Source organism: Leclercia sp. 29361 (assembly GCF_011290365.1).
In the GTDB taxonomy this organism is placed as follows: Bacteria; Pseudomonadota; Gammaproteobacteria; order Enterobacterales; family Enterobacteriaceae; genus Enterobacter; species Enterobacter tamurae.
In genome coordinates this window covers 4,466,479-4,488,118 of record NZ_CP049786.1, presented here as the reverse complement: position 1 = coordinate 4,488,118, position 21,640 = coordinate 4,466,479, and the positions used below count along the sequence as shown (strand labels likewise).

Genomic DNA, 21,640 nt, shown 5'->3' with positions numbered 1-21,640 from the left:
TGTTCCGACTATGTTAAGTTGTCATTATAATCAGGTTAAATGTGCCGCCACGCGCCGCGTGGGTGTGCCATGGTAGCCCAAAATAACAGTGATGACGACCCGGGAGAGGAATGATGTCCCAGACAGCAAAAGTGCTGCTGCTGTATGCCCATCCGGAGTCGCAGGACTCGGTCGCCAACCGGGTTTTGCTCCAGCCGGCATTACGGCTCAGTAATGTGACGGTGCACGATCTCTACGCGCACTACCCCGATTTTTTTATCGACATCCCTTATGAGCAAGAGCTGCTGCGCCAGCATGACGTCATCGTGTTCCAGCATCCGCTTTACACCTACAGCTGCCCGGCGCTGCTGAAAGAGTGGCTGGATCGCGTGCTGAGCCGCGGTTTTGCCAGTGGCCCGGGAGGAAACCAGCTGGCGGGAAAGTACTGGCGGAACGTCATTACCACCGGCGAGCCGGAGAGTGCCTATCGTCACGACGGGCTTAACCGCTATTCGATGAACGATATTTTACGCCCGTTCGAGCTGACGGCGGCCATGTGCCACATGCACTGGCTGAGTCCGATCGTGGTCTACTGGGCGCGTCGGCAGCAGCAGAGTGAACTGGCCAGCCATGCCAAAGCCTACGGCGACTGGCTGGCTGCGCCTAATCTGACGGGAGGTCGCTGATGGAAGGTTCCGATCTGTTGCTGGCGGGGGTGCTGTTTCTGCTCGCGGCCGTGGTGGCGGTGCCGCTGGCTTCGCGTCTGGGTATCGGCGCGGTGCTTGGCTATCTGCTGGCGGGTATCGCCATTGGTCCGTGGGGGCTGGGATTTATCAGCGATGTGGACGAAATCCTGCACTTCTCGGAGCTGGGCGTCGTCTTCCTGATGTTTATTATCGGCCTCGAGCTGAATCCGGCGAAGCTCTGGCAGCTACGGCGATCCATCTTCGGCGTGGGCGCCGCGCAGGTGCTGTTTAGCGCAGTGATCCTCGGCGGCCTGCTGATGCTGGGCCATTTCTCATGGCAGGCGGCGGTGGTCGGCGGGATTGGGTTGGCGATGTCCTCCACCGCGATGGCGTTACAGCTAATGCGCGACAAAGGCATGAACCGTAATGAAACGGGACAGCTGGGTTTCTCCGTGCTGCTGTTCCAGGATCTGGCGGTGATCCCGGCCCTGGCCCTGGTGCCGCTGCTGGCGGGTTCGGGCGACGAGCATTTCGACTGGATGAAAATCGGCATGAAGGTGCTGGCCTTTGCCGGCATGCTGGTAGGTGGGCGCTATCTGCTGCGTCCGGTGTTCCGCTTTATTGCGGCGTCCGGAGTGCGGGAGGTGTTTACCGCCGCCACGCTGCTGCTGGTGTTGGGCTCGGCTCTGTTTATGGATGCGCTGGGGCTGTCGATGGCGCTGGGAACTTTTATTGCCGGCGTGCTGCTGGCAGAGAGTGAGTACCGGCACGAGCTGGAGATTGCCATCGATCCGTTTAAAGGGTTGCTGTTAGGGCTGTTCTTTATCTCGGTCGGCATGGCCCTGAATCTTGGCGTGCTGTATACCCATATCCTGGTCGTGCTGCTCGGCGTTGCGGTGCTGGTGACCGTCAAAATGCTGGTGCTGTATGGGCTGGCGCGGGTGTACGGTCTGCGTCACCCGGAACGCGCGCAGCTTGCCGGGGTGCTGAGCCAGGGGGGAGAGTTCGCTTTTGTGCTCTTCTCCACAGCATCGTCCCAGAGATTGTTCCAGCATGACCAGATGGCCCTGCTGCTGGTCACCGTCACGCTGTCGATGATGACCACGCCGCTGCTGATGAAGCTGATTGATAAACGTCTGTCACGCCGCATTAATGCTGCTGACGATGAGCATGAAGCACCCTGGGTGGATGATGACAAACCGCAGGTGATCGTGGTGGGCTTCGGGCGCTTTGGTCAGGTGATTGGCCGCCTGCTGATGGCGAACAAAAAGCGTGTCACCGTCCTGGAGCGCGATATCAGCGCGGTGAACCTGATGCGAAAATATGGCTACAAAGTGTATTACGGTGATGCCACCCAGGTGGAACTGTTACGTTCCGCCGGGGCAGAAGCGGCGGAGTCGATCGTCATCACCTGTAATGATCCGGAAGACACCATGAAGCTGGTGCAGATCTGCCAGCAGCATTTTCCGCATCTGCATATCCTGGCGCGAGCGCGCGGGCGTGTAGAGGCCCATGAACTGCTCCAGGCCGGGGTGAAGCAATTTACCCGTGAGACCTTCTCCAGTGCGCTGGAACTGGGGCGCAAAACCTTAGTGACGCTGGGAATGCATCCGCATCAGGCCCAGCGCGCGCAGTTACACTTTCGCCGTCTGGATATGATGATGCTGCGCGAGTTAATGCCGGTGCACACCGACACGGTGCAAATTTCCCGGGTGCGGGAGGCGCGCCGCGAGCTGGAAGAGATCTTCCAGCGCGAGATGCAGCAGGAGCGTCGGCAGCTGGATGGCTGGGATGAATTTGAATAAAGAGGTAGATGATGGCGATTCGTAAACGCTTTATCGCCGGTGCGAAATGCCCGGCCTGCCAGGTTCAGGACACGCTGGCGATGTGGCGAGAGAACAATATCGATATTGTTGAGTGTGTTAAGTGCGGACACCAGATGCGTGAAGCGGATAAAGAGGCTCGCGAGCATGTTCGCAAAGAAGAGCAAGTGATCGGGATTTTTCATCCGGACTAGCGATATGCCCTGAGTTTTTTTAAGCTAAAGGGTACACGGGTGCAGATTTCCGTTACAATCTGCGCCAGCAATTTTCCCACGCTCAGGAGATATCATGAAAGTAGCAAAAGACCTGGTGGTCAGCCTGGCCTATCAGGTACGTACAGAAGACGGTGTGTTGGTTGATGAGTCTCCGGTGAGTGCGCCGCTGGACTACCTGCACGGTCACGGTTCCCTGATTTCCGGTCTGGAAAACGCGCTGGACGGTCATGAAGTTGGCGATAAATTTGACGTTGCTGTAGGCGCAAACGACGCTTACGGTCAGTACGATGACAACCTGGTGCAGCGCGTTCCTAAAGACGTGTTCATGGGCGTTGACGAACTGCAGGTTGGCATGCGTTTCCTGGCTGAAACTGACCAGGGTCCGGTTCCAGTAGAAATCACTGAAGTTGAAGATGACCACGTTGTGGTTGATGGCAACCACATGCTGGCTGGCCAGAACCTTAAGTTCAACGTTGAAGTGGTAGCTATCCGCGAAGCCACTGAAGAAGAGCTGGCTCACGGCCACGTTCACGGTGCGAACGGTCATGACCACGACCACGATCACGGTCACGACGGTTGCTGCGGCGGTCACGGCCACGATCACGACCATGGTCACGACCACGGTAAAGGTGGTTGCGGTAATGGCGGTTGCGGTTGCCACTAAGCTTCACGGCTTAAAGCTCAAAAAAGCGGGAATATCCCGCTTTTTTTACGTCTCAATAATGGGGCGGTGGCGTCTCTTCCGACTGCGACGCAATGTGTGATGACTGCGACGCTTTCACTTTTTCGGTTAACAGACGCAGCAGATCCCGCAGCTTGGCCATTTCAAGCTCGTGGGCCGTTACGGTCTGATTCAACTCATCGATGGTGATCTCCTGAAAAGCCAGGCGGCTTTCGAGTTCAGCCAGTCGTGCTTCCATATCTGTATCCTGCATGATTCACCTCGTTGGTCTCTGTTGCCCCGTCCGGGGCTGGCGGCGGCGAATTTTACCCGAGATTATCTTCGCGCGCAGTAAACATCCCATTGCTGCGAAACTAATTTAAACAAAAATAGTCTGAAATGTGGTGCGAATCAGGGGTGTCTACCTGTAGATTTGTTCCTCAACGTTTTATAGTACGCTTCTCAATTACGCTTAATACGGGGTGAGAGTCCCCGGCCCTGGAGAAATGGATGAAATCACTGTTTAAAGTAACGCTGCTGGCGACCACGATGGCCGTCGCTCTGCATGCGCCGCTGACTTTCGCTGCCGATACTGCAGCAAAGCCTGCTGCGACTGCTGACAGCAATGCGGCGTTCAAAAATGACGACCAGAAGTCAGCCTACGCGCTGGGCGCATCTCTGGGCCGTTACATGGAAAACTCTCTGAAAGAGCAAGAAAAACTGGGCATCAAGCTGGATCAGGCTCAGCTGATCGCCGGTGTTCAGGATGCATTTGCTGATAAGAGTAAACTGTCAGACCAGGAAATCGAGCAAACTCTGCAGGCTTTCGAAGCGCGCGTGAAAGGCGCAGCGCAGGAGAAGATGGAGAAAGACGCGACTGAAAACGAAACGAAAGGCAAAACCTACCGTGAAGCTTTCGCTAAAGAGAAGGGCGCAAAAACCTCTCCAACTGGCCTGGTCTATAAAATAGAGAAAGAAGGTACCGGCGACGCACCGAAAGACAGCGATACCGTAGTGGTAAACTACAAAGGTACCCTGACCGACGGTAAAGAGTTCGATAACTCTTACACCCGTGGTGAGCCGCTCTCCTTCCGTCTGGATGGTGTTATCCCTGGCTGGACTGAAGGCCTGAAGAACATCAAGAAAGGCGGTAAAATCAAGCTGGTCATCCCACCGGATCTGGCCTACGGCAAAACTGGCGTCCCGGGTATCCCGGCTAACTCCACCCTGGTATTCGACGTAGAGCTGCTGGATATCAAACCAGCACTGAAGGCGGATGCTAAGCCGGACGCGAAGCCAGAAGCGCCAGCTGAAGCCACCAAGAAGTAAATCGGTAACAACCGCCGCTCCTGAAGCGGCGGTTTTTTTATTATGGTGCAGATATAATTAACACTGGAAGCGCTACCTACGCTGTATTAATTTAGTTGCCCGTGTAAATAATGAGCCTGCCCTGAAAACCTACCGACAGGCTCCTGAAAAGGAGTGTTTTTTTCATGACCAGGTCGCTTTTAACCAACGAAACCAGCGAACTTGATCTGCTGGATCAACGTCCTTTCGATCAGACCGATTTCGATATTCTGAAATCCTACGAAGCGGTAGTGGACGGGTTAGCGATGCTCATTGGGTCCCACTGCGAAATCGTATTGCACTCCCTGCAAGATCTGAAATGTTCTGCCATCCGCATTGCCAATGGTGAGCATACTGGCCGTAAAATTGGCTCGCCAATCACCGACCTTGCACTGCGTATGCTGCACGACATGACCGGTGCGGACAGCAGCGTCTCGAAATGTTATTTCACCCGCGCCAAGAGCGGTGTCCTGATGAAGTCCGTGACGATTGCCATCCGCAACCGCGATCATCGGGTAATTGGTTTGCTGTGCATCAACATGAACCTCGATGTGCCGTTCTCCCAGATCATGAACACCTTTATTCCACCAGAAACGCCGGATGTCGGATCCGCTGTTAACTTTGCCTCCTCGGTAGAAGACCTCGTCACCCAGACGCTGGAGTTCACCATCGAAGAAGTGAATGCCGATCGCAATGTGTCTAACAACGCCAAGAATCGTCAGATCGTGCTTAACCTCTACGAGAAAGGCATTTTTGATATCAAAGATGCGATTAACCAGGTGGCCGATCGTCTCAATATCTCTAAGCACACGGTGTATCTCTACATCCGTCAGTTCAAAAGCGGCGACTTCCTGGGGCACGAGAAGTAATGCGTTTTGCATTAATGGTGACAGGCCCGGCGTACGGTACGCAGCAAGCCAGCAGTGCGTTGCAGTTTGCGCGCGCGCTGCTGGGCGCCGGACACGAACTGGTCAGTATCTTTTTTTATCGTGAAGGCATTTATAACGCCAACCAGCTGACGTCCCCCGCTTCCGATGAGTTTGACCTGGTGCGCGCATGGCAATCCCTGAACCAGCAGCACGGGGTTGAGCTGCATATTTGTGTAGCGGCAGCGCTCCGTCGCGGCGTGAGCGATGCAAATGAAGCGCAGCGTCTGGGCCTGTCAGCCGCCAATCTTAATGACGGCTTTTCACTCAGTGGCCTTGGGGCGCTGGCTCAAGCCGCATTAACCTGCGACAGAATGGTGCAATTCTGATGAACCGCGTTGCTTTTGTCTTTGCCTCTGCTCCGCATGGCAGTGCCGCCGGAAGGGAAGGGCTGGATGCGTTACTGGCGACCTCCGCGCTGACGGAAGAGATCGGCGTATTCTTTATCGGCGACGGCGTGTTTCAGCTGCTGGCCGGCCAGCAACCGCAGGCCGTGCTGGCGCGCGACTACATCGCGACCTTTAAGGTCCTGCCGCTGTATGACATCGAGACGTTCTACGTCTGTGCCGCCTCCCTGCAGGCGCGCGGTCTGAGTGAAAGCTCCCCCTTTGTTCTCGACGCTACGGTGGTGGTGCCGGAGATGCTGCGTGAACATCTCTCCCACTTCGATACCATCCTGACATTCTGAGGCCGTCATGCTCCATACTTTGAGCCGCTCCCCCTGGCACTGCGACATCGATAGCCTGATGAGAATGGTGCGGGAAGGTGATGCCCTGCTGCTGATCCAGGATGGCGTTCTGGCGGCGGTAGAAGGCAACCGCTTTGTTGATATTCTCAGTAATGCCCCCATCTCAGTCTCTGCGCTTAAAGATGATATCGATGCTCGCGGTCTTACTGGTCAAATTTCAACCAAGATTGACGTGGTTAGCTATACTGATTTCGTTAATCTGGCCGTCCAGCACGCCGGTCAAATGAACTGGTGATGTGAGATCGCTGTATATTTCTTGACACCTTTTCGACGTAGCCCTAAAATTTCGCGTCCTCATATTGTATGAGGTCGTTTTATTACGTGTTTACGAAGCAAAAGCTAAAACCAGGAGCTATTTAATGGCAACAGTTAACCAGCTGGTACGCAAACCACGCGCTCGCAAAGTTGCAAAAAGCAACGTGCCTGCGCTGGAAGCATGCCCGCAGAAACGTGGTGTATGTACTCGTGTGTATACCACTACCCCTAAAAAACCAAACTCCGCACTGCGTAAAGTATGCCGTGTGCGTTTGACTAACGGTTTTGAAGTGACTTCCTACATCGGTGGTGAAGGTCACAACCTGCAGGAACACTCCGTGATCCTGATCCGTGGCGGTCGTGTAAAAGACCTTCCGGGTGTTCGTTACCACACCGTTCGTGGTGCGCTTGACTGCTCCGGCGTTAAAGACCGTAAGCAATCTCGCTCTAAGTACGGCGTGAAACGTCCTAAGGCTTAATGGTTCTCCGTTAAGTAAGGCCAAACTGATTTATCTTAATGTCACACTAAACTCTTAGAGTTTTGGACAATCCTGAATTAACAACGGAGTATTCCCATGCCACGTCGTCGCGTCATTGGTCAGCGTAAAATTCTTCCAGATCCGAAATTCGGATCAGAACTGCTGGCAAAATTTGTAAACATCCTGATGGTAGATGGTAAAAAATCTACTGCAGAAGCAATCGTATACAGCGCGCTTGAGACCCTGGCTCAGCGCTCTGGTAAAACCTCACTGGAAGCTTTCGAAGTCGCTCTCGACAACGTTCGCCCGACTGTTGAAGTTAAGTCCCGCCGCGTAGGTGGTTCTACTTATCAGGTTCCAGTTGAAGTTCGTCCGGTCCGTCGTAATGCTCTGGCAATGCGTTGGATCGTTGAAGCTGCTCGTAAACGCGGTGATAAATCCATGGCTCTGCGTCTGGCGAACGAACTTTCTGATGCTGCAGACAACAAAGGTACTGCAGTTAAGAAACGTGAAGACGTTCACCGTATGGCAGAAGCCAACAAGGCGTTCGCACACTACCGTTGGTAATCCCTTCGGAGTCATAGTCACCAGGCGGGCGCTTCAGCGAAGCAGCCCGCTTTGGGTTACTTAACTGAACGCCTAAAAAGATAAACGAGGAATCAAATGGCTCGTACAACACCCATCGCACGCTACCGTAACATTGGTATCAGTGCGCACATCGACGCCGGTAAAACCACTACCACCGAACGTATTCTGTTCTACACCGGTGTAAACCATAAAATCGGTGAAGTTCATGACGGCGCCGCTACCATGGACTGGATGGAGCAGGAGCAGGAGCGTGGTATTACCATTACCTCCGCAGCGACTACTGCATTCTGGTCTGGTATGGCTAAGCAGTATGAACCGCATCGCGTAAACATCATCGACACCCCGGGGCACGTTGACTTCACTATCGAAGTAGAACGTTCCATGCGTGTTCTTGATGGTGCGGTAATGGTTTACTGCGCAGTTGGTGGTGTTCAGCCACAGTCTGAAACCGTATGGCGTCAGGCAAACAAATACAAAGTTCCACGCATTGCGTTCGTTAACAAAATGGACCGCATGGGTGCAAACTTCCTGAAAGTTGTTGGTCAGATCAAATCCCGTCTGGGCGCGAACCCTGTTCCGCTGCAGCTGGCAATTGGTGCTGAAGAAGGCTTCACCGGCGTTATCGACCTGGTGAAAATGAAAGCCATCAACTGGAACGATGCTGATCAGGGCGTTACCTTCGAATATGAAGATATCCCGGCTGACATGCAGGACCTGGCTGACGAATGGCACCAGAACCTGATCGAGTCCGCTGCAGAAGCTTCAGAAGACCTGATGGAGAAATACCTGGGTGGTGAAGAACTGACTGAAGAAGAGATCAAAACAGCTCTGCGTCAGCGCGTTCTGAACAACGAAATCATCCTGGTAACCTGTGGTTCTGCGTTCAAGAACAAAGGTGTTCAGGCGATGCTGGATGCGGTAATTGATTACCTGCCAGCTCCGACTGACGTACCTGCAATCAACGGTATGCTGGATGACGGTAAAGATACCCCATCCGAGCGTCATGCTAGTGATGACGAGCCGTTTGCTGCACTGGCATTCAAAATCGCTACCGACCCGTTTGTAGGTAACCTGACGTTCTTCCGCGTGTACTCTGGCGTGGTTAACTCTGGTGATACCGTATACAACCCGGTTAAATCAGCTCGTGAGCGTTTTGGCCGTATCGTTCAGATGCATGCTAACAAGCGTGAAGAGATCAAAGAAGTTCGCGCGGGCGACATTGCTGCGGCAATCGGCCTGAAAGACGTGACTACAGGTGACACCATCTGTGATCCGGATAACGTGATCATTCTTGAGCGTATGGAATTCCCGGAACCGGTAATCTCCATCGCAGTAGAACCGAAAACCAAAGCTGACCAGGAAAAAATGGGTCTGGCTCTGGGCCGTCTGGCTAAAGAAGACCCATCATTCCGCGTATGGACTGATGAAGAATCTAACCAGACCATCATCGCTGGTATGGGTGAACTGCACCTCGACATCATCGTTGACCGTATGAAGCGTGAATTCAACGTTGAAGCTAACGTAGGTAAACCTCAGGTTGCTTACCGTGAAGCGATTCGTCAGAAAGTTACCGATGTTGAAGGTAAACACGCTAAGCAGTCTGGTGGTCGTGGTCAGTATGGTCACGTTGTGATCGACATGTACCCACTGGAGCCGGGCTCTAACCCTAAAGGTTACGAGTTCATCAACGACATCAAAGGTGGTGTAATTCCTGGTGAATACATCCCTGCCGTTGATAAAGGCATCCAGGAGCAGCTGAAGTCTGGTCCACTGGCTGGTTACCCGGTTGTAGACATGGGTGTTCGTCTGCACTTCGGTTCTTACCATGACGTTGACTCCTCTGAACTGGCGTTTAAACTGGCCGCTTCTATCGCCTTTAAAGAAGGCTTTAAGAAAGCGAAACCAGTTCTGCTTGAGCCGATCATGAAGGTTGAAGTAGAGACTCCGGAAGAGAATACCGGTGACGTTATCGGTGACCTTAGCCGTCGTCGTGGTCAGCTGAAAGGTCAGGAATCTAACGCTACTGGTGTTCAGATTCATGCTGAAGTTCCGCTGTCTGAAATGTTCGGATATGCAACTCAGCTGCGTTCTCTGACCAAAGGTCGTGCTTCTTACTCCATGGAGTTCCTGAAGTATGATGATGCGCCGAACAACGTTGCTCAGGCCGTAATTGAAGCCCGTGGTAAATAAGCCGTAGGGTTAAAATCTAAGTCCCGTGCCCCTTCGGTGAGGGGGCACTTTAGTAAGGAATATAGCCGTGTCTAAAGAAAAATTTGAACGTACAAAACCGCACGTCAACGTTGGTACTATCGGCCACGTTGACCACGGTAAAACTACCCTGACCGCTGCAATCACTACCGTTCTGGCTAAAACCTACGGTGGTTCTGCTCGTGCATTCGACCAGATCGATAACGCACCAGAAGAAAAAGCTCGTGGTATCACCATCAACACTTCCCACGTTGAATATGACACCCCGACTCGCCACTACGCACACGTAGACTGCCCGGGCCACGCCGACTATGTTAAAAACATGATCACCGGTGCTGCGCAGATGGACGGCGCGATCCTGGTTGTTGCTGCGACTGACGGCCCTATGCCTCAGACCCGTGAGCACATCCTGCTGGGTCGTCAGGTAGGCGTTCCTTTCATCATCGTGTTCCTGAACAAATGCGACATGGTTGATGACGAAGAGCTGCTGGAACTGGTTGAGATGGAAGTTCGTGAACTTCTGTCCCAGTACGACTTCCCGGGCGACGATACCCCAATCGTTCGTGGTTCTGCACTGAAAGCGCTGGAAGGCGAAGCAGAGTGGGAAGAGAAAATCGTTGAACTGGCTGGCTACCTGGATTCTTACATCCCAGAGCCAGAGCGTGCGATTGACAAGCCGTTCCTGCTGCCTATCGAAGACGTATTCTCTATCTCCGGCCGTGGTACTGTTGTTACCGGTCGTGTAGAGCGCGGCATCATCAAAGTGGGTGAAGAAGTTGAAATCGTTGGTATCAAAGATACTGCGAAATCAACCTGTACCGGCGTTGAAATGTTCCGCAAACTGCTGGACGAAGGTCGTGCAGGCGAGAACTGCGGCGTTCTGCTGCGTGGTATCAAGCGTGAAGAGATCCAGCGTGGCCAGGTTCTGGCTAAGCCAGGCTCTATCAAGCCACACACCAAGTTCGAATCTGAAGTGTACATCCTGTCCAAAGACGAAGGCGGCCGTCATACTCCGTTCTTCAAAGGCTACCGTCCACAGTTCTACTTCCGTACTACTGACGTGACCGGTACCATCGAACTGCCAGAAGGCGTTGAGATGGTAATGCCAGGCGACAACATCAAGATGGTTGTTACCCTGATCCACCCAATCGCAATGGACGATGGTCTGCGCTTCGCAATCCGCGAAGGCGGCCGTACCGTTGGCGCGGGTGTTGTTGCTAAAGTTCTGGGCTAATTAATTATCCCTGAATTAAAAAGGACGCTTCGGCGTCCTTTTTTGTTGTCTTACATTTCTCCCTGTCACAAATTTTCGCATTTTTTGTTGGCTCCCGCCCCGCCTCTTAGTGCTTGTGCTATTGTAATCATAATTATTCTCACTTACACTTTGCGCATATTTTGAACGGGAGTGGTTATGTACGTTTGTTTATGTAATGGTGTGAGTGATAAAAAAATCCGTCAGGCCGTTCGCCAGTTTCAACCACAATCTTTTCAGCAGCTGCGTAAGTTTGTTCCGGTGGGAAATCAATGCGGTAAGTGCGTTCGCGCTGCCCGTGAGATCATGCAGGACGAATTGATGCAGATCCCGGAATTCAAAGAGATTGCCTGAGGCTCATTCTTTTTTTTGACATCCCTGTAGCCCCATCTACGCTTCAATAAGTGGAAGCGGAGGGACTATAATGAAAGGTGATATTAAAATCATAAGTTATCTCAATAAATTATTGGGAAATGAGCTTGTCGCAATCAATCAATACTTTCTCCACGCGAGAATGTTCAAGAACTGGGGTCTGACTCGCCTCAACGACGTCGAATACCATGAATCCATTGATGAAATGAAACACGCCGATAAGTACATCGAGCGTATTTTGTTCCTTGAGGGGATCCCCAACCTGCAGGATCTCGGCAAGCTGGGTATCGGTGAAGATGTCGAAGAGATGCTGCGATCCGATCTGACGCTGGAACTCGAAGGCGCAAAAGATCTGCGTGAAGCTATCGCTTACGCAGACAGCGTTCACGATTACGTCAGCCGCGATATGATGATTCAGATCCTGGCTGATGAAGAAGGACATATCGACTGGCTGGAAACGGAGCTGGATCTAATCGGTAAAATCGGTCTGCAGAATTATCTCCAGTCGCAGATTAAAGTGGAAAGCTGATCAGGCTTGGCCCACCCATAATTAAACCTGCTGCCGCCATGAAAGGTCCAAAGGGCAGTGGGTTTTTTAATATCTGTTCTTCGGGTTTAAACAGGGAGCGTATCAATAGATAGAGAATCGCCAGCAAAGCTGCCGATAAGGCCAGAGCAGGAAGCACACACCAGCCATGCCATGCGCCCAGCGCCCCCAGATATTTCACGTCGCCGTATCCCAGCCCCTCACGTTTACGTATCAGTTTGTAAGCCCAATAAATAATCGCAAAGCCGGCGTAACCCGTTATTGCACCTAAGACCGCGCTGGCCAGAAAGTCGGGTTGAAGACAGAGGTGATAGAGCAAACCTGCCCAGAGTAGTGGACACAGGTATCTGTCCGGAAGCAGATGTGAGCGGATATCCTCACGAACTAATAAGCAGGTTAAACCCAGATAGACAACAAGGAAGGGGAGGGTAGTGAGCATCGTTAATGGCCTCTATGAAATCTGTACGGCCATACTCCACTCAATTCCTGGGGTTAAACAAACAGCAAAACTCAACCCTGCGTGAAGCCTTCCCGACTAACGTCTTACCGTCGCAACGTTACATCGTTTTTACGAGCCGCCATGCAAAACTGACCTGTCCCGTCTATTTCCTAAACGGGGCTTGCGTCCTGCTCAGATTTACGTATAATGCGCGGGCTTGTCGTAATTGACAGCTGGTTCAATCTGAACCCAGGCAATACTGTTTTCGTTGCCTAACAATGCTCCCAATTGGGGAGCTACGTAAGAACGGTTACACTCTCCCATCAATCGTAATGGGTTTGAGTAGTAATCATTTTCGTTTATAAAATAATTGGAGCTCTGGTCTCATGCAGAACCAAAGAATCCGTATCCGTCTTAAAGCGTTTGATCATCGTCTGATCGATCAATCAACCGCGGAAATCGTCGAGACTGCTAAGCGCACTGGTGCGCAAGTCCGTGGTCCGATCCCGCTGCCGACCCGCAAAGAGCGCTTTACCGTTCTGATCTCTCCGCACGTTAACAAAGACGCGCGTGATCAGTACGAAATCCGCACTCACAAGCGTCTGGTTGACATCGTTGAGCCAACCGAGAAAACCGTTGATGCTCTGATGCGTCTGGATCTGGCTGCCGGTGTAGACGTGCAGATCAGCCTGGGTTAATCAGGTCATCGAGCGATTGAGAGGTTGATACAATGATTGGTTTAGTCGGTAAAAAAGTGGGCATGACCCGCATCTTCACTGAAGATGGCGTATCTATCCCAGTAACCGTAATCGAAGTTGAAGCAAACCGCGTTACTCAGGTTAAAGACCTGGCTAACGATGGCTACCGTGCCGTTCAGGTTACCACTGGTGCTAAAAAAGCTAACCGTGTAACCAAACCGGAAGCGGGTCACTTCGCTAAAGCTGGCGTTGAAGCTGGCCGTGGTCTGTGGGAATTCCGTCTTGCTGAAGGCGAAGAGTTCACCGTAGGTCAGGACATTAGCGTTGAGCTGTTTGCAGAAGTTAAAAAAGTTGACGTAACCGGTACCTCTAAAGGTAAAGGTTTTGCTGGTACCGTTAAGCGCTGGAACTTCCGTACTCAGGATGCCACGCACGGTAACTCCTTGTCCCACCGCGTACCGGGTTCTATCGGTCAGAACCAGACTCCGGGCAAAGTGTTCAAAGGCAAGAAAATGGCAGGTCAGCTGGGTAACGAACGTGTGACCGTTCAGAGCCTGGACGTAGTACGTGTTGACGCTGAGCGCAACCTGCTGCTGGTTAAAGGTGCTGTTCCGGGTGCAACCGGTAGCGACCTGATCGTTAAACCAGCTGTGAAGGCGTAAGGGGATAGCAATGGAATTAGTATTGAAAGACGCGCAGAGCGCGCTGACTGTTTCCGAAACTACCTTCGGTCGTGATTTCAACGAAGCGCTGGTTCACCAGGTTGTTGTTGCTTATGCAGCTGGTGCTCGTCAGGGTACTCGTGCTCAGAAGACTCGTGCTGAAGTAACTGGTTCCGGCAAAAAGCCGTGGCGCCAGAAAGGTACCGGCCGTGCGCGTTCAGGTTCTGTTAAGAGCCCGATCTGGCGTTCTGGTGGCGTGACCTTCGCTGCTCGCCCGCAGGACCACAGTCAAAAAGTTAACAAAAAGATGTACCGCGGCGCGCTGAAAAGCATCCTGTCCGAACTGGTACGTCAGGATCGTCTGATCGTTGTCGAATCTTTCTCTGTAGAAGCGCCTAAAACTAAGCTGCTGGCACAGAAACTGAAAGACATGGCTCTGGAAGATGTGCTGATCATCACCGGTGAGCTGGACGAGAACCTGTTCCTGGCCGCACGTAACCTGCACAAGGTTGACGTACGCGATGCGACTGGTATCGACCCGGTTAGCCTGATCGCCTTCGACAAAGTCGTAATGACTGCTGATGCTGTTAAGCAAGTTGAGGAGATGCTGGCATGATTCGTGAAGAACGTCTGCTGAAGGTGCTTCGTGCACCGCACGTTTCTGAAAAAGCGTCTGCTGCGATGGAAAAAACTAACACCATCGTTCTCAAAGTTGCTAAAGACGCGACCAAAGCAGAAATCAAAGCTGCTGTGCAGAAACTGTTTGAAGTCGAAGTCGAAGTCGTTAACACCCTGGTAGTTAAAGGGAAAGTTAAACGTCACGGACAGCGTATCGGTCGTCGTAGCGACTGGAAAAAAGCTTACGTCACCCTGAAAGAAGGCCAGAACCTGGACTTCGTTGGCGGCGCTGAGTAAGTCGGAGGAGTAATACAATGGCAGTTGTTAAATGTAAACCGACATCTCCGGGTCGTCGCCACGTCGTTAAAGTGGTCAACCCAGAGCTGCACAAGGGCAAACCTTTTGCTCCGCTGGTTGAAAAAAACAGCAAATCCGGTGGTCGTAACAACAATGGCCGCATCACCACTCGTCACATCGGTGGTGGTCACAAGCAGGCTTACCGTATTGTTGACTTTAAACGCAACAAAGACGGTATCCCAGCTGTTGTTGAGCGTCTTGAGTACGATCCGAACCGTTCCGCGAACATCGCGCTGGTTCTGTACAAAGATGGCGAGCGCCGTTACATTCTGGCCCCTAAAGGCCTGAAAGCTGGCGACCAGATTCAGTCTGGCGTTGATGCTGCAATCAAAGCAGGTAACACCCTGCCGATGCGCAATATCCCGGTTGGTTCTACCGTTCATAACGTAGAAATGAAACCAGGTAAAGGCGGTCAGCTGGCACGTTCCGCTGGTACTTACGTTCAGATCGTTGCGCGCGATGGTGCTTATGTCACCCTGCGTCTGCGTTCTGGTGAAATGCGTAAAGTCGAAGCAGACTGCCGCGCTACTCTGGGCGAAGTTGGCAATGCTGAGCATATGCTGCGCGTTCTGGGTAAAGCAGGTGCTGCACGCTGGCGTGGTGTTCGTCCTACCGTTCGCGGTACTGCGATGAACCCAGTCGACCACCCACATGGTGGTGGTGAAGGTCGTAACTTTGGTAAGCACCCGGTAACTCCGTGGGGCGTTCAGACCAAAGGTAAGAAGACCCGCAGCAACAAGCGTACTGATAAATTTATCGTACGTCGCCGTAGCAAATAATATTAGAGGATAAGCCATGCCACGTTCTCTCAAGAAAGGTCCTTTTATTGACCTGCACTTGCTGAAGAAGGTAGAGAAAGCGGTGGAAAGCGGAGACAAGAAGCCCCTGCGCACTTGGTCCCGTCGTTCAACGATCTTTCCTAACATGATCGGTTTGACCATCGCTGTCCATAATGGTCGTCAGCACGTTCCAGTCTTTGTTTCCGACGAAATGGTCGGTCACAAACTGGGTGAATTCGCACCGACTCGTACTTATCGCGGCCACGCTGCTGATAAAAAAGCGAAGAAGAAATAAGGTAGGAGGAAGAGATGGAAACTTTAGCTCAACATCGCCATGCTCGTTCTTCTGCTCAGAAGGTTCGCCTTGTTGCTGACCTGATTCGCGGTAAGAAAGTGTCGCAGGCCCTGGACATCCTGACCTATACCAACAAGAAAGCTGCGGTATTGGTTAAGAAGGTACTGGAATCTGCCATTGCTAACGCTGAACACAACGATGGCGCTGACATTGACGATCTGAAAGTCGCGAAAATCTTCGTAGACGAAGGCCCAAGCATGAAGCGCATTATGCCGCGTGCGAAAGGTCGTGCAGATCGCATCCTGAAGCGCACCAGCCACATTACTGTGGTTGTGTCCGATCGCTGAGACTCTGGAGACTAGCAATGGGTCAGAAAGTACATCCTAATGGTATTCGCCTGGGTATTGTAAAACCATGGAATTCAACCTGGTTTGCGAACACCAAAGAATTCGCTGACAACCTGGACAGCGATTTTAAAGTACGTCAGTACCTGACTAAGGAACTGGCTAAAGCGTCTGTATCTCGTATCGTTATCGAGCGTCCAGCTAAGAGCATCCGTGTGACCATTCACACTGCTCGTCCTGGCATCGTAATCGGTAAGAAAGGCGAAGACGTAGAAAAACTGCGCAAGGTCGTAGCGGATATCGCTGGCGTTCCTGCACAGATCAATATCGCTGAAGTTCGTAAGCCTGAACTGGACGCTAAATTGGTTGCTGACAGCATCACTTCACAGCTGGAACGTCGCGTTATGTTCCGTCGTGCTATGAAGCGTGCTGTACAGAACGCAATGCGTCTGGGCGCTAAAGGTATCAAAGTTGAAGTTAGCGGCCGTCTGGGCGGCGCGGAAATCGCACGTACCGAATGGTACCGCGAAGGTCGCGTACCGCTGCACACTCTGCGTGCTGACATCGACTACAACACCTCTGAAGCGCACACCACTTACGGTGTAATCGGCGTTAAGGTATGGATCTTCAAAGGTGAGATCCTGGGTGGTATGGCTGCTGTTGAACAACCGGAAAAACCGGCTGCGCAACCTAAAAAGCAGCAGCGTAAAGGCCGTAAATAAGGAGCGTCGCTGATGTTACAACCAAAGCGTACAAAATTCCGTAAAGTGCACAAAGGCCGCAACCGTGGTCTGGCGCAGGGTACGGATGTTAGCTTCGGCACTTTCGGTCTGAAAGCTGTTGGCCGTGGTCGTCTGACTGCACGTCAGATCGAAGCAGCACGTCGTGCTATGACCCGTGCAGTTAAGCGTCAAGGTAAAATTTGGATCCGTGTATTCCCGGACAAACCAATTACCGAGAAGCCGCTGGAAGTTCGTATGGGTAAAGGTAAAGGTAACGTGGAGTACTGGGTTGCCTTGATCCAACCGGGCAAAGTCCTATATGAAATGGACGGCGTTCCGGAAGAGCTGGCCCGTGAAGCCTTCGGCCTGGCAGCAGCGAAACTGCCTATCAAAACCACCTTTGTAACTAAGACGGTGATGTAATGAAAGCAAATGAGCTGCGTGAAAAAAGCGTAGAAGAGCTGAACGCTGAGCTGCTGAACCTGCTGCGTGAGCAGTTCAACCTGCGTATGCAGGCTGCAAGTGGCCAGCTGCAACAGACTCACCTGCTGAAGCAAGTGCGTCGTGATGTTGCACGCGTTAAGACTTTACTGACTCAGAAGGCGGGTGCGTAATGACCGATAAAATCCGTACTCTGCAAGGTCGTGTTGTTAGCGACAAAATGGAGAAATCCATCGTTGTAGCTATCGAACGTATTGTGAAACACCCGATCTACGGTAAATTCATCAAGCGTACGACCAAACTGCACGTACATGACGAGAACAACGAATGTGGTATCGGCGACAAGGTTGAAATCCGTGAATGCCGTCCACTGTCCAAGACTAAGTCCTGGACGCTGGTTCGCGTTGTAGAGAAAGCGGTTCTGTAATAGAGTAGCCTTCTCGATACGAATAAACGGCTCAGCAATGAGCCGTTTATTTTTTCTACCCATATTGTAGAAGCGGTGTTATAATGCCGCGCCCTCGATATGGGGCTTTTTAACGGCTCTGATTTTAGAGTCTCAGGTAGTAGTTGACATTAGCGGAGCACTGAAATGATCCAAGAACAGACTATGCTGAACGTCGCCGACAACTCCGGTGCACGTCGCGTAATGTGTATCAAGGTTCTGGGTGGCTCGCACCGTCGCTACGCAGGCGTAGGCGACATCATCAAGATCACCATCAAGGAAGCAATTCCACGTGGTAAGGTCAAAAAAGGTGATGTGCTGAAAGCGGTAGTGGTGCGCACCAGGAAGGGTGTTCGTCGCCCTGACGGTTCTGTCATTCGCTTCGATGGTAATGCATGCGTTATTTTAAATAATAACAGCGAGCAGCCTATCGGCACGCGTATCTTTGGGCCGGTAACTCGTGAACTTCGTACTGAAAAGTTCATGAAAATTATCTCTCTGGCACCAGAAGTACTCTAAGGAGCGAATCATGGCAGCGAAAATCCGTCGTGATGACGAAGTTATCGTGTTAACCGGTAAAGATAAAGGTAAACGCGGTAAAGTAAAAAATGTTCTGTCTTCCGGCAAGATCATTGTTGAAGGTATCAACCTGGTTAAGAAACATCAGAAGCCGGTTCCGGCCCTGAACCAACCAGGTGGCATCGTTGAAAAAGAAGCTGCTATTCAGGTTTCTAACGTTGCACTCTTCAATGCGGCAACCGGTAAGGCTGACCGTGTAGGCTTTAGATTCGAAGACGGCAAAAAAGTCCGTTTCTTCAAATCTAATAGCGAAACTATCAAGTAATTTGGAGTAGTACGATGGCGAAACTGCATGATTACTACAAAGACGAAGTAGTTAACAAACTCATGACTGAGTTTAACTACAATTCTGTCATGCAAGTCCCTCGGGTCGAGAAGATCACCCTGAACATGGGTGTTGGTGAAGCGATCGCTGACAAGAAACTGCTGGATAACGCAGCAGCTGATCTGACAGCAATCTCCGGTCAAAAGCCGTTGATCACCAAAGCACGCAAATCTGTTGCAGGCTTCAAAATCCGTCAGGGCTATCCGATCGGCTGTAAAGTAACTCTGCGTGGCGAACGCATGTGGGAGTTCCTTGAGCGCCTGATCTCTATTGCTGTACCTCGTATCCGTGACTTCCGTGGCTTGTCCGCTAAGTCTTTCGACGGTCGTGGTAACTACAGCATGGGTGTCCGTGAGCAGATCATCTTCCCAGAGATCGACTACGATAAAGTCGATCGCGTGCGTGGTTTGGATATTACCATTACCACTACTGCGAACTCTGACGAAGAAGGCCGTGCTCTACTGGCTGCGTTTGACTTCCCGTTCCGCAAGTAAGGTAGGGTTACTGAATGGCTAAGCAATCAATGAAAGCACGCGAAGTAAAACGCGTAGCTTTAGCTGATAAATTCTTCGCTAAACGCGCTGAACTGAAAGCGATCATTTCTGATGTGAACGCTTCCGACGAAGATCGTTGGAATGCTGTTCTCAAGCTGCAGTCTCTGCCGCGTGATTCCAGCCCGTCTCGTCAGCGTAACCGCTGTCGTCAAACAGGTCGTCCACATGGTTTCGTGGGCAAGTTCGGGTTGAGCCGTATCAAACTGCGTGAAGCCGCCATGCGCGGTGAAGTACCAGGCTTGAAAAAGGCTAGCTGGTAATTACCAATTGAATCACGGGAGTAAAGACAGATGAGCATGCAAGATCCGATCGCGGATATGCTGACCCGTATCCGTAACGGTCAGGCCGCGAACAAAGTTGCGGTCACCATGCCTTCCGCCAAGCTGAAAGTGGCAATTGCCAACGTGCTGAAGGAAGAAGGTTTTATCGAAGATTTTAAAGTTGAAGGCGACACCAAGCCGGAACTGGAACTTACTCTTAAGTATTTCCAGGGTAAAGCTGTTGTAGAAAGCATTCAGCGTGTCAGCCGCCCAGGCCTGCGCATCTATAAGAAAAAAGATGAGCTGCCAAAAGTTATGGCCGGCATGGGTATCGCAGTTGTTTCTACCTCTAAAGGTGTTATGACTGATCGTGCAGCGCGCCAAGCTGGTCTTGGTGGCGAAATTATCTGCTACGTAGCCTAATCGGAGGAAAGAATGTCTCGTGTTGCTAAAGCACCGGTCGTTATTCCTGCCGGCGTTGATGTAAAAATCGACGGTCAGGTTATTACGATCAAAGGTAAAAATGGCGAGCTGACTCGTACCCTCAACAAAGCTGTTGAAGTTACTCATGCAGACAATGCACTGAACTTCGGTCCACGTGATGGTTTCGTGGATGGATGGGCTCAGGCTGGTACCGCGCGTGCCCTGCTGAATTCAATGGTTGTTGGTGTTACCGAAGGCTTCACTAAAAAGCTTCAGCTGGTTGGTGTAGGTTATCGTGCAGCGATCAAAGGGAATGCAGTAGGCCTGTCTCTGGGCTTCTCACACCCTGTTGAGCATCCGCTGCCGGCCGGTATCACTGCAGAATGTCCGACTCAAACTGAAATCGTGCTGAAAGGCGCTGATAAACAGCTGATCGGTCAGGTTGCAGCAGATCTGCGCGCCTACCGTCGTCCTGAGCCTTACAAAGGCAAGGGTGTTCGTTACGCCGACGAAGTCGTGCGTACCAAAGAGGCTAAGAAGAAGTAAGGTAACACTATGGATAAGAAATCTGCTCGTATCCGTCGTGCGACCCGCGCACGCCGCAAGCTCAAAGAGCTGGGTGCAACTCGCCTGGTGGTACATCGTACCCCGCGTCATATTTACGCACAGGTAATTGCACCAAACGGTTCTGAAGTTCTGGTAGCTGCTTCTACTGTAGAAAAAGCTATTACTGAACAATTGAAGTACACCGGTAACAAAGACGCCGCTGCAGCTGTAGGTAAAGCTGTTGCTGAACGCGCTCTGGAAAAAGGCATCACAGTTGTGTCCTTTGACCGTTCCGGGTTCCAATATCATGGTCGCGTCCAGGCACTGGCAGATGCTGCCCGTGAAGCTGGCCTTCAGTTCTAAGGTAGAGGTGTAAGATGGCTCACATCGAAAAACAGGCTGGCGAACTGCAGGAAAAGCTGATCGCGGTTAACCGCGTATCTAAAACCGTTAAAGGTGGTCGTATTTTCTCCTTCACAGCTCTGACTGTTGTTGGTGATGGTAATGGCCGCGTTGGTTTTGGTTACGGTAAAGCGCGTGAAGTTCCAGCAGCGATCCAGAAAGCGATGGAAAAAGCCCGTCGCAATATGATTAACATCGCGCTGAACCACGGCACCCTGCAGCACCCTGTTAAGGGTACTCACACGGGTTCTCGTGTCTTCATGCAGCCAGCTTCCGAAGGTACCGGTATCATCGCCGGTGGTGCAATGCGCGCCGTTCTGGAAGTTGCTGGAGTTCATAACGTTCTGGCTAAAGCATATGGTTCCACCAACCCGATTAACGTGGTTCGTGCAACTATTGATGGCCTGGAAAATATGAAATCTCCAGAAATGGTCGCTGCCAAGCGTGGTAAATCCGTTGAAGAAATTCTGGGGTAATTGACCATGGCAAAGACTATTAAAATTACACAAACCCGCAGTGCAATCGGACGTCTGCCGAAACATAAGGCAACGCTGCTTGGCCTGGGTCTGCGTCGTATTGGTCATACCGTTGAGCGCGAGGATACTCCTGCTGTTCGTGGTATGGTCAACGCGGTTTACTTCATGGTTAAAGTTGAGGAGTAAGAG

General features: G+C 51.8%; 37 protein-coding genes. 35 read left to right on the top strand and 2 right to left on the bottom strand.

All coding sequences use genetic code 11. The annotated features are described in order from the left end of the window. The first annotated feature begins 110 nt into the window (after positions 1-110). The 4 genes from kefG (at position 111) to slyD (ending at position 3,367) form a co-directional block, all read left to right on the top strand. On the top strand, positions 111-665 hold the full coding sequence (kefG, locus tag G7090_RS21525; RefSeq protein WP_166184342.1) for a glutathione-regulated potassium-efflux system ancillary protein KefG: 555 nt from the start codon (positions 111-113) through the stop codon (positions 663-665). After that, positions 665-2,470 carry a glutathione-regulated potassium-efflux system protein KefB gene (kefB, locus tag G7090_RS21520; RefSeq protein WP_166184340.1) on the top strand — a complete coding sequence of 602 codons (1,806 nt, stop codon included), beginning with the start codon at positions 665-667 and terminating at the stop codon, positions 2,468-2,470. The genes kefG and kefB overlap by 1 nt, the downstream gene beginning before the upstream one ends. An 11-nt stretch (positions 2,471-2,481) precedes the next feature. Next, complete coding sequence (locus tag G7090_RS21515) at positions 2,482-2,682, top strand: YheV family putative zinc ribbon protein (RefSeq protein WP_166185502.1); 201 nt, start codon at positions 2,482-2,484, stop codon at positions 2,680-2,682. A 94-nt stretch (positions 2,683-2,776) separates the two neighbouring features. Beyond that, complete coding sequence (slyD, locus tag G7090_RS21510; protein ID WP_106995169.1) at positions 2,777-3,367, top strand: peptidylprolyl isomerase; 591 nt, start codon at positions 2,777-2,779, stop codon at positions 3,365-3,367. A 52-nt stretch (positions 3,368-3,419) separates the two neighbouring features. Here slyD and G7090_RS21505 read toward each other — a convergent pair whose 3' ends face one another. Next, on the bottom strand, positions 3,420-3,638 hold the full coding sequence (locus G7090_RS21505; RefSeq protein WP_106995168.1) for a protein SlyX: 219 nt from the start codon (positions 3,636-3,638) through the stop codon (positions 3,420-3,422). 236 nt (positions 3,639-3,874) lie between these two features. Between G7090_RS21505 and fkpA the strand changes: the two genes are divergently transcribed. The 11 genes from fkpA (at position 3,875) to bfr (ending at position 12,068) form a co-directional block, all read left to right on the top strand. Beyond that, the gene (gene fkpA, locus G7090_RS21500) at positions 3,875-4,693 is read left to right on the top strand and encodes an FKBP-type peptidyl-prolyl cis-trans isomerase (protein ID WP_166184337.1); all 819 of its coding nucleotides are present in this window, start codon (positions 3,875-3,877) and stop codon (positions 4,691-4,693) included. Between the two features lie 164 nt (positions 4,694-4,857). Then, on the top strand, positions 4,858-5,580 hold the full coding sequence (locus G7090_RS21495; protein WP_106995166.1) for a transcriptional regulator: 723 nt from the start codon (positions 4,858-4,860) through the stop codon (positions 5,578-5,580). Next, entirely contained in the window at positions 5,580-5,966 is a 387-nt protein-coding gene (tusD, locus tag G7090_RS21490; RefSeq protein ID WP_106995165.1) for a sulfurtransferase complex subunit TusD, read from the top strand. Before G7090_RS21495 ends, tusD begins: the two co-directional genes overlap by 1 nt. Then, positions 5,966-6,325 (top strand): sulfurtransferase complex subunit TusC, encoded by a 360-nt coding sequence (gene tusC, locus G7090_RS21485; RefSeq protein ID WP_166184334.1) that lies wholly within the window; start codon positions 5,966-5,968, stop codon positions 6,323-6,325. The genes tusD and tusC overlap by 1 nt, the downstream gene beginning before the upstream one ends. Before the next feature lie 7 nt (positions 6,326-6,332). After that, entirely contained in the window at positions 6,333-6,620 is a 288-nt protein-coding gene (gene tusB / locus G7090_RS21480; RefSeq protein WP_166184332.1) for a sulfurtransferase complex subunit TusB, read from the top strand. 124 nt (positions 6,621-6,744) lie between these two features. Further along, the gene (rpsL, locus tag G7090_RS21475; protein WP_003023654.1) at positions 6,745-7,119 is read left to right on the top strand and encodes a 30S ribosomal protein S12; all 375 of its coding nucleotides are present in this window, start codon (positions 6,745-6,747) and stop codon (positions 7,117-7,119) included. Between the two features lie 96 nt (positions 7,120-7,215). Next, complete coding sequence (gene rpsG / locus G7090_RS21470; protein ID WP_106995162.1) at positions 7,216-7,686, top strand: 30S ribosomal protein S7; 471 nt, start codon at positions 7,216-7,218, stop codon at positions 7,684-7,686. 96 nt (positions 7,687-7,782) lie between these two features. Further along, positions 7,783-9,897 (top strand): elongation factor G, encoded by a 2,115-nt coding sequence (fusA, locus tag G7090_RS21465; protein WP_106995161.1) that lies wholly within the window; start codon positions 7,783-7,785, stop codon positions 9,895-9,897. A gap of 67 nt (positions 9,898-9,964) precedes the next feature. Then, positions 9,965-11,149 carry an elongation factor Tu gene (tuf, locus tag G7090_RS21460; RefSeq protein WP_166184330.1) on the top strand — a complete coding sequence of 395 codons (1,185 nt, stop codon included), beginning with the start codon at positions 9,965-9,967 and terminating at the stop codon, positions 11,147-11,149. 177 nt (positions 11,150-11,326) lie between these two features. Then, complete coding sequence (bfd, locus tag G7090_RS21455; RefSeq protein ID WP_003863268.1) at positions 11,327-11,521, top strand: bacterioferritin-associated ferredoxin; 195 nt, start codon at positions 11,327-11,329, stop codon at positions 11,519-11,521. A 70-nt stretch (positions 11,522-11,591) separates the two neighbouring features. Next, on the top strand, positions 11,592-12,068 hold the full coding sequence (gene bfr / locus G7090_RS21450; protein ID WP_106996079.1) for a bacterioferritin: 477 nt from the start codon (positions 11,592-11,594) through the stop codon (positions 12,066-12,068). Here the strand turns inward: bfr and G7090_RS21445 are convergent. Continuing rightward, complete coding sequence (locus G7090_RS21445) at positions 12,052-12,525, bottom strand: A24 family peptidase (RefSeq protein WP_166184328.1); 474 nt, start codon at positions 12,523-12,525, stop codon at positions 12,052-12,054. The two genes, bfr and G7090_RS21445, sit on opposite strands and share 17 nt — an antisense overlap. 386 nt (positions 12,526-12,911) lie before the next feature. Here G7090_RS21445 and rpsJ point away from each other — a divergent pair, with 386 nt between their 5' ends. The 20 genes from rpsJ (at position 12,912) to rpmD (ending at position 21,637) form a co-directional block, all read left to right on the top strand. Further along, positions 12,912-13,223: a 30S ribosomal protein S10 gene (rpsJ, locus tag G7090_RS21440; RefSeq protein ID WP_001181005.1), complete on the top strand. Its 312-nt coding sequence runs from the start codon at positions 12,912-12,914 to the stop codon at positions 13,221-13,223. Between the two features lie 32 nt (positions 13,224-13,255). After that, a complete protein-coding gene (gene rplC, locus G7090_RS21435; protein ID WP_016538466.1) occupies positions 13,256-13,885 on the top strand; it encodes a 50S ribosomal protein L3 in 630 nt (209 codons plus the stop codon). Positions 13,886-13,895: 10 nt separating this feature from the next. Continuing rightward, a complete protein-coding gene (gene rplD, locus G7090_RS21430; protein ID WP_106996077.1) occupies positions 13,896-14,501 on the top strand; it encodes a 50S ribosomal protein L4 in 606 nt (201 codons plus the stop codon). After that, positions 14,498-14,800, top strand: a complete 303-nt coding sequence (gene rplW, locus G7090_RS21425; RefSeq protein WP_004868363.1) for a 50S ribosomal protein L23 — start codon at positions 14,498-14,500, stop codon at positions 14,798-14,800. Before rplD ends, rplW begins: the two co-directional genes overlap by 4 nt. A 17-nt stretch (positions 14,801-14,817) precedes the next feature. Further along, on the top strand, positions 14,818-15,639 hold the full coding sequence (rplB, locus tag G7090_RS21420) for a 50S ribosomal protein L2 (RefSeq protein ID WP_000301869.1): 822 nt from the start codon (positions 14,818-14,820) through the stop codon (positions 15,637-15,639). 16 nt (positions 15,640-15,655) lie between these two features. Further along, positions 15,656-15,934, top strand: coding sequence for a 30S ribosomal protein S19 (rpsS, locus tag G7090_RS21415; protein ID WP_001138115.1), 279 nt, complete (start codon positions 15,656-15,658; stop codon positions 15,932-15,934). A gap of 14 nt (positions 15,935-15,948) precedes the next feature. Next, positions 15,949-16,281: a 50S ribosomal protein L22 gene (gene rplV, locus G7090_RS21410; protein WP_002919773.1), complete on the top strand. Its 333-nt coding sequence runs from the start codon at positions 15,949-15,951 to the stop codon at positions 16,279-16,281. Positions 16,282-16,298: 17 nt separating this feature from the next. After that, positions 16,299-17,000, top strand: coding sequence for a 30S ribosomal protein S3 (gene rpsC / locus G7090_RS21405; RefSeq protein WP_000529945.1), 702 nt, complete (start codon positions 16,299-16,301; stop codon positions 16,998-17,000). Between the two features lie 12 nt (positions 17,001-17,012). Continuing rightward, complete coding sequence (gene rplP, locus G7090_RS21400; RefSeq protein WP_002919759.1) at positions 17,013-17,423, top strand: 50S ribosomal protein L16; 411 nt, start codon at positions 17,013-17,015, stop codon at positions 17,421-17,423. Further along, entirely contained in the window at positions 17,423-17,614 is a 192-nt protein-coding gene (rpmC, locus tag G7090_RS21395) for a 50S ribosomal protein L29 (protein ID WP_032614707.1), read from the top strand. Before rplP ends, rpmC begins: the two co-directional genes overlap by 1 nt. Then, on the top strand, positions 17,614-17,868 hold the full coding sequence (rpsQ, locus tag G7090_RS21390; protein WP_008503489.1) for a 30S ribosomal protein S17: 255 nt from the start codon (positions 17,614-17,616) through the stop codon (positions 17,866-17,868). Before rpmC ends, rpsQ begins: the two co-directional genes overlap by 1 nt. 165 nt (positions 17,869-18,033) lie before the next feature. Then, a complete protein-coding gene (rplN, locus tag G7090_RS21385; protein ID WP_004160583.1) occupies positions 18,034-18,405 on the top strand; it encodes a 50S ribosomal protein L14 in 372 nt (123 codons plus the stop codon). 10 nt (positions 18,406-18,415) lie between these two features. After that, positions 18,416-18,730 carry a 50S ribosomal protein L24 gene (gene rplX / locus G7090_RS21380; protein WP_016538464.1) on the top strand — a complete coding sequence of 105 codons (315 nt, stop codon included), beginning with the start codon at positions 18,416-18,418 and terminating at the stop codon, positions 18,728-18,730. Positions 18,731-18,744: 14 nt separating this feature from the next. Further along, entirely contained in the window at positions 18,745-19,284 is a 540-nt protein-coding gene (gene rplE / locus G7090_RS21375; RefSeq protein WP_032614703.1) for a 50S ribosomal protein L5, read from the top strand. Between the two features lie 14 nt (positions 19,285-19,298). After that, positions 19,299-19,604 (top strand): 30S ribosomal protein S14, encoded by a 306-nt coding sequence (gene rpsN, locus G7090_RS21370; RefSeq protein ID WP_032614701.1) that lies wholly within the window; start codon positions 19,299-19,301, stop codon positions 19,602-19,604. A 30-nt stretch (positions 19,605-19,634) separates the two neighbouring features. Next, positions 19,635-20,027, top strand: a complete 393-nt coding sequence (gene rpsH, locus G7090_RS21365; protein WP_032614699.1) for a 30S ribosomal protein S8 — start codon at positions 19,635-19,637, stop codon at positions 20,025-20,027. A gap of 12 nt (positions 20,028-20,039) precedes the next feature. Continuing rightward, positions 20,040-20,573 (top strand): 50S ribosomal protein L6, encoded by a 534-nt coding sequence (rplF, locus tag G7090_RS21360; protein WP_166184325.1) that lies wholly within the window; start codon positions 20,040-20,042, stop codon positions 20,571-20,573. A 9-nt stretch (positions 20,574-20,582) separates the two neighbouring features. Next, the gene (rplR, locus tag G7090_RS21355) at positions 20,583-20,936 is read left to right on the top strand and encodes a 50S ribosomal protein L18 (protein WP_032614694.1); all 354 of its coding nucleotides are present in this window, start codon (positions 20,583-20,585) and stop codon (positions 20,934-20,936) included. Between the two features lie 14 nt (positions 20,937-20,950). Further along, a complete protein-coding gene (rpsE, locus tag G7090_RS21350) occupies positions 20,951-21,451 on the top strand; it encodes a 30S ribosomal protein S5 (protein ID WP_106996075.1) in 501 nt (166 codons plus the stop codon). A gap of 6 nt (positions 21,452-21,457) precedes the next feature. Then, complete coding sequence (gene rpmD, locus G7090_RS21345; protein ID WP_003863301.1) at positions 21,458-21,637, top strand: 50S ribosomal protein L30; 180 nt, start codon at positions 21,458-21,460, stop codon at positions 21,635-21,637. The last annotated feature ends 3 nt before the right edge of the window (positions 21,638-21,640 follow it).

Coding starts and splice junctions, on each gene's coding strand:
- rplW (WP_004868363.1), top strand. CDS start 14,498: ATGATTCGTGAAGAACGTCTGCTGAAGGTGCTTCGTGCACCGCACGTT.
- rpsJ (WP_001181005.1), top strand. CDS start 12,912: ATGCAGAACCAAAGAATCCGTATCCGTCTTAAAGCGTTTGATCATCGT.
- rpmC (WP_032614707.1), top strand. CDS start 17,423: ATGAAAGCAAATGAGCTGCGTGAAAAAAGCGTAGAAGAGCTGAACGCT.
- tusD (WP_106995165.1), top strand. CDS start 5,580: ATGCGTTTTGCATTAATGGTGACAGGCCCGGCGTACGGTACGCAGCAA.
- kefG (WP_166184342.1), top strand. CDS start 111: ATGATGTCCCAGACAGCAAAAGTGCTGCTGCTGTATGCCCATCCGGAG.
- fkpA (WP_166184337.1), top strand. CDS start 3,875: ATGAAATCACTGTTTAAAGTAACGCTGCTGGCGACCACGATGGCCGTC.
- rplP (WP_002919759.1), top strand. CDS start 17,013: ATGTTACAACCAAAGCGTACAAAATTCCGTAAAGTGCACAAAGGCCGC.
- rpsC (WP_000529945.1), top strand. CDS start 16,299: ATGGGTCAGAAAGTACATCCTAATGGTATTCGCCTGGGTATTGTAAAA.
- rpmD (WP_003863301.1), top strand. CDS start 21,458: ATGGCAAAGACTATTAAAATTACACAAACCCGCAGTGCAATCGGACGT.
- slyD (WP_106995169.1), top strand. CDS start 2,777: ATGAAAGTAGCAAAAGACCTGGTGGTCAGCCTGGCCTATCAGGTACGT.
- bfr (WP_106996079.1), top strand. CDS start 11,592: ATGAAAGGTGATATTAAAATCATAAGTTATCTCAATAAATTATTGGGA.
- G7090_RS21445 (WP_166184328.1), bottom strand. CDS start 12,525: ATGCTCACTACCCTCCCCTTCCTTGTTGTCTATCTGGGTTTAACCTGC.
- rpsL (WP_003023654.1), top strand. CDS start 6,745: ATGGCAACAGTTAACCAGCTGGTACGCAAACCACGCGCTCGCAAAGTT.
- rplC (WP_016538466.1), top strand. CDS start 13,256: ATGATTGGTTTAGTCGGTAAAAAAGTGGGCATGACCCGCATCTTCACT.
- rplE (WP_032614703.1), top strand. CDS start 18,745: ATGGCGAAACTGCATGATTACTACAAAGACGAAGTAGTTAACAAACTC.
- G7090_RS21495 (WP_106995166.1), top strand. CDS start 4,858: ATGACCAGGTCGCTTTTAACCAACGAAACCAGCGAACTTGATCTGCTG.
- rplF (WP_166184325.1), top strand. CDS start 20,040: ATGTCTCGTGTTGCTAAAGCACCGGTCGTTATTCCTGCCGGCGTTGAT.
- G7090_RS21515 (WP_166185502.1), top strand. CDS start 2,482: ATGGCGATTCGTAAACGCTTTATCGCCGGTGCGAAATGCCCGGCCTGC.
- bfd (WP_003863268.1), top strand. CDS start 11,327: ATGTACGTTTGTTTATGTAATGGTGTGAGTGATAAAAAAATCCGTCAG.
- rpsH (WP_032614699.1), top strand. CDS start 19,635: ATGAGCATGCAAGATCCGATCGCGGATATGCTGACCCGTATCCGTAAC.
- rplX (WP_016538464.1), top strand. CDS start 18,416: ATGGCAGCGAAAATCCGTCGTGATGACGAAGTTATCGTGTTAACCGGT.
- rpsN (WP_032614701.1), top strand. CDS start 19,299: ATGGCTAAGCAATCAATGAAAGCACGCGAAGTAAAACGCGTAGCTTTA.
- rpsE (WP_106996075.1), top strand. CDS start 20,951: ATGGCTCACATCGAAAAACAGGCTGGCGAACTGCAGGAAAAGCTGATC.
- G7090_RS21505 (WP_106995168.1), bottom strand. CDS start 3,638: ATGCAGGATACAGATATGGAAGCACGACTGGCTGAACTCGAAAGCCGC.
- tusB (WP_166184332.1), top strand. CDS start 6,333: ATGCTCCATACTTTGAGCCGCTCCCCCTGGCACTGCGACATCGATAGC.
- rplB (WP_000301869.1), top strand. CDS start 14,818: ATGGCAGTTGTTAAATGTAAACCGACATCTCCGGGTCGTCGCCACGTC.
- rplR (WP_032614694.1), top strand. CDS start 20,583: ATGGATAAGAAATCTGCTCGTATCCGTCGTGCGACCCGCGCACGCCGC.
- rpsS (WP_001138115.1), top strand. CDS start 15,656: ATGCCACGTTCTCTCAAGAAAGGTCCTTTTATTGACCTGCACTTGCTG.
- rplV (WP_002919773.1), top strand. CDS start 15,949: ATGGAAACTTTAGCTCAACATCGCCATGCTCGTTCTTCTGCTCAGAAG.
- fusA (WP_106995161.1), top strand. CDS start 7,783: ATGGCTCGTACAACACCCATCGCACGCTACCGTAACATTGGTATCAGT.
- rplD (WP_106996077.1), top strand. CDS start 13,896: ATGGAATTAGTATTGAAAGACGCGCAGAGCGCGCTGACTGTTTCCGAA.
- kefB (WP_166184340.1), top strand. CDS start 665: ATGGAAGGTTCCGATCTGTTGCTGGCGGGGGTGCTGTTTCTGCTCGCG.
- rpsG (WP_106995162.1), top strand. CDS start 7,216: ATGCCACGTCGTCGCGTCATTGGTCAGCGTAAAATTCTTCCAGATCCG.
- tusC (WP_166184334.1), top strand. CDS start 5,966: ATGAACCGCGTTGCTTTTGTCTTTGCCTCTGCTCCGCATGGCAGTGCC.
- rpsQ (WP_008503489.1), top strand. CDS start 17,614: ATGACCGATAAAATCCGTACTCTGCAAGGTCGTGTTGTTAGCGACAAA.
- rplN (WP_004160583.1), top strand. CDS start 18,034: ATGATCCAAGAACAGACTATGCTGAACGTCGCCGACAACTCCGGTGCA.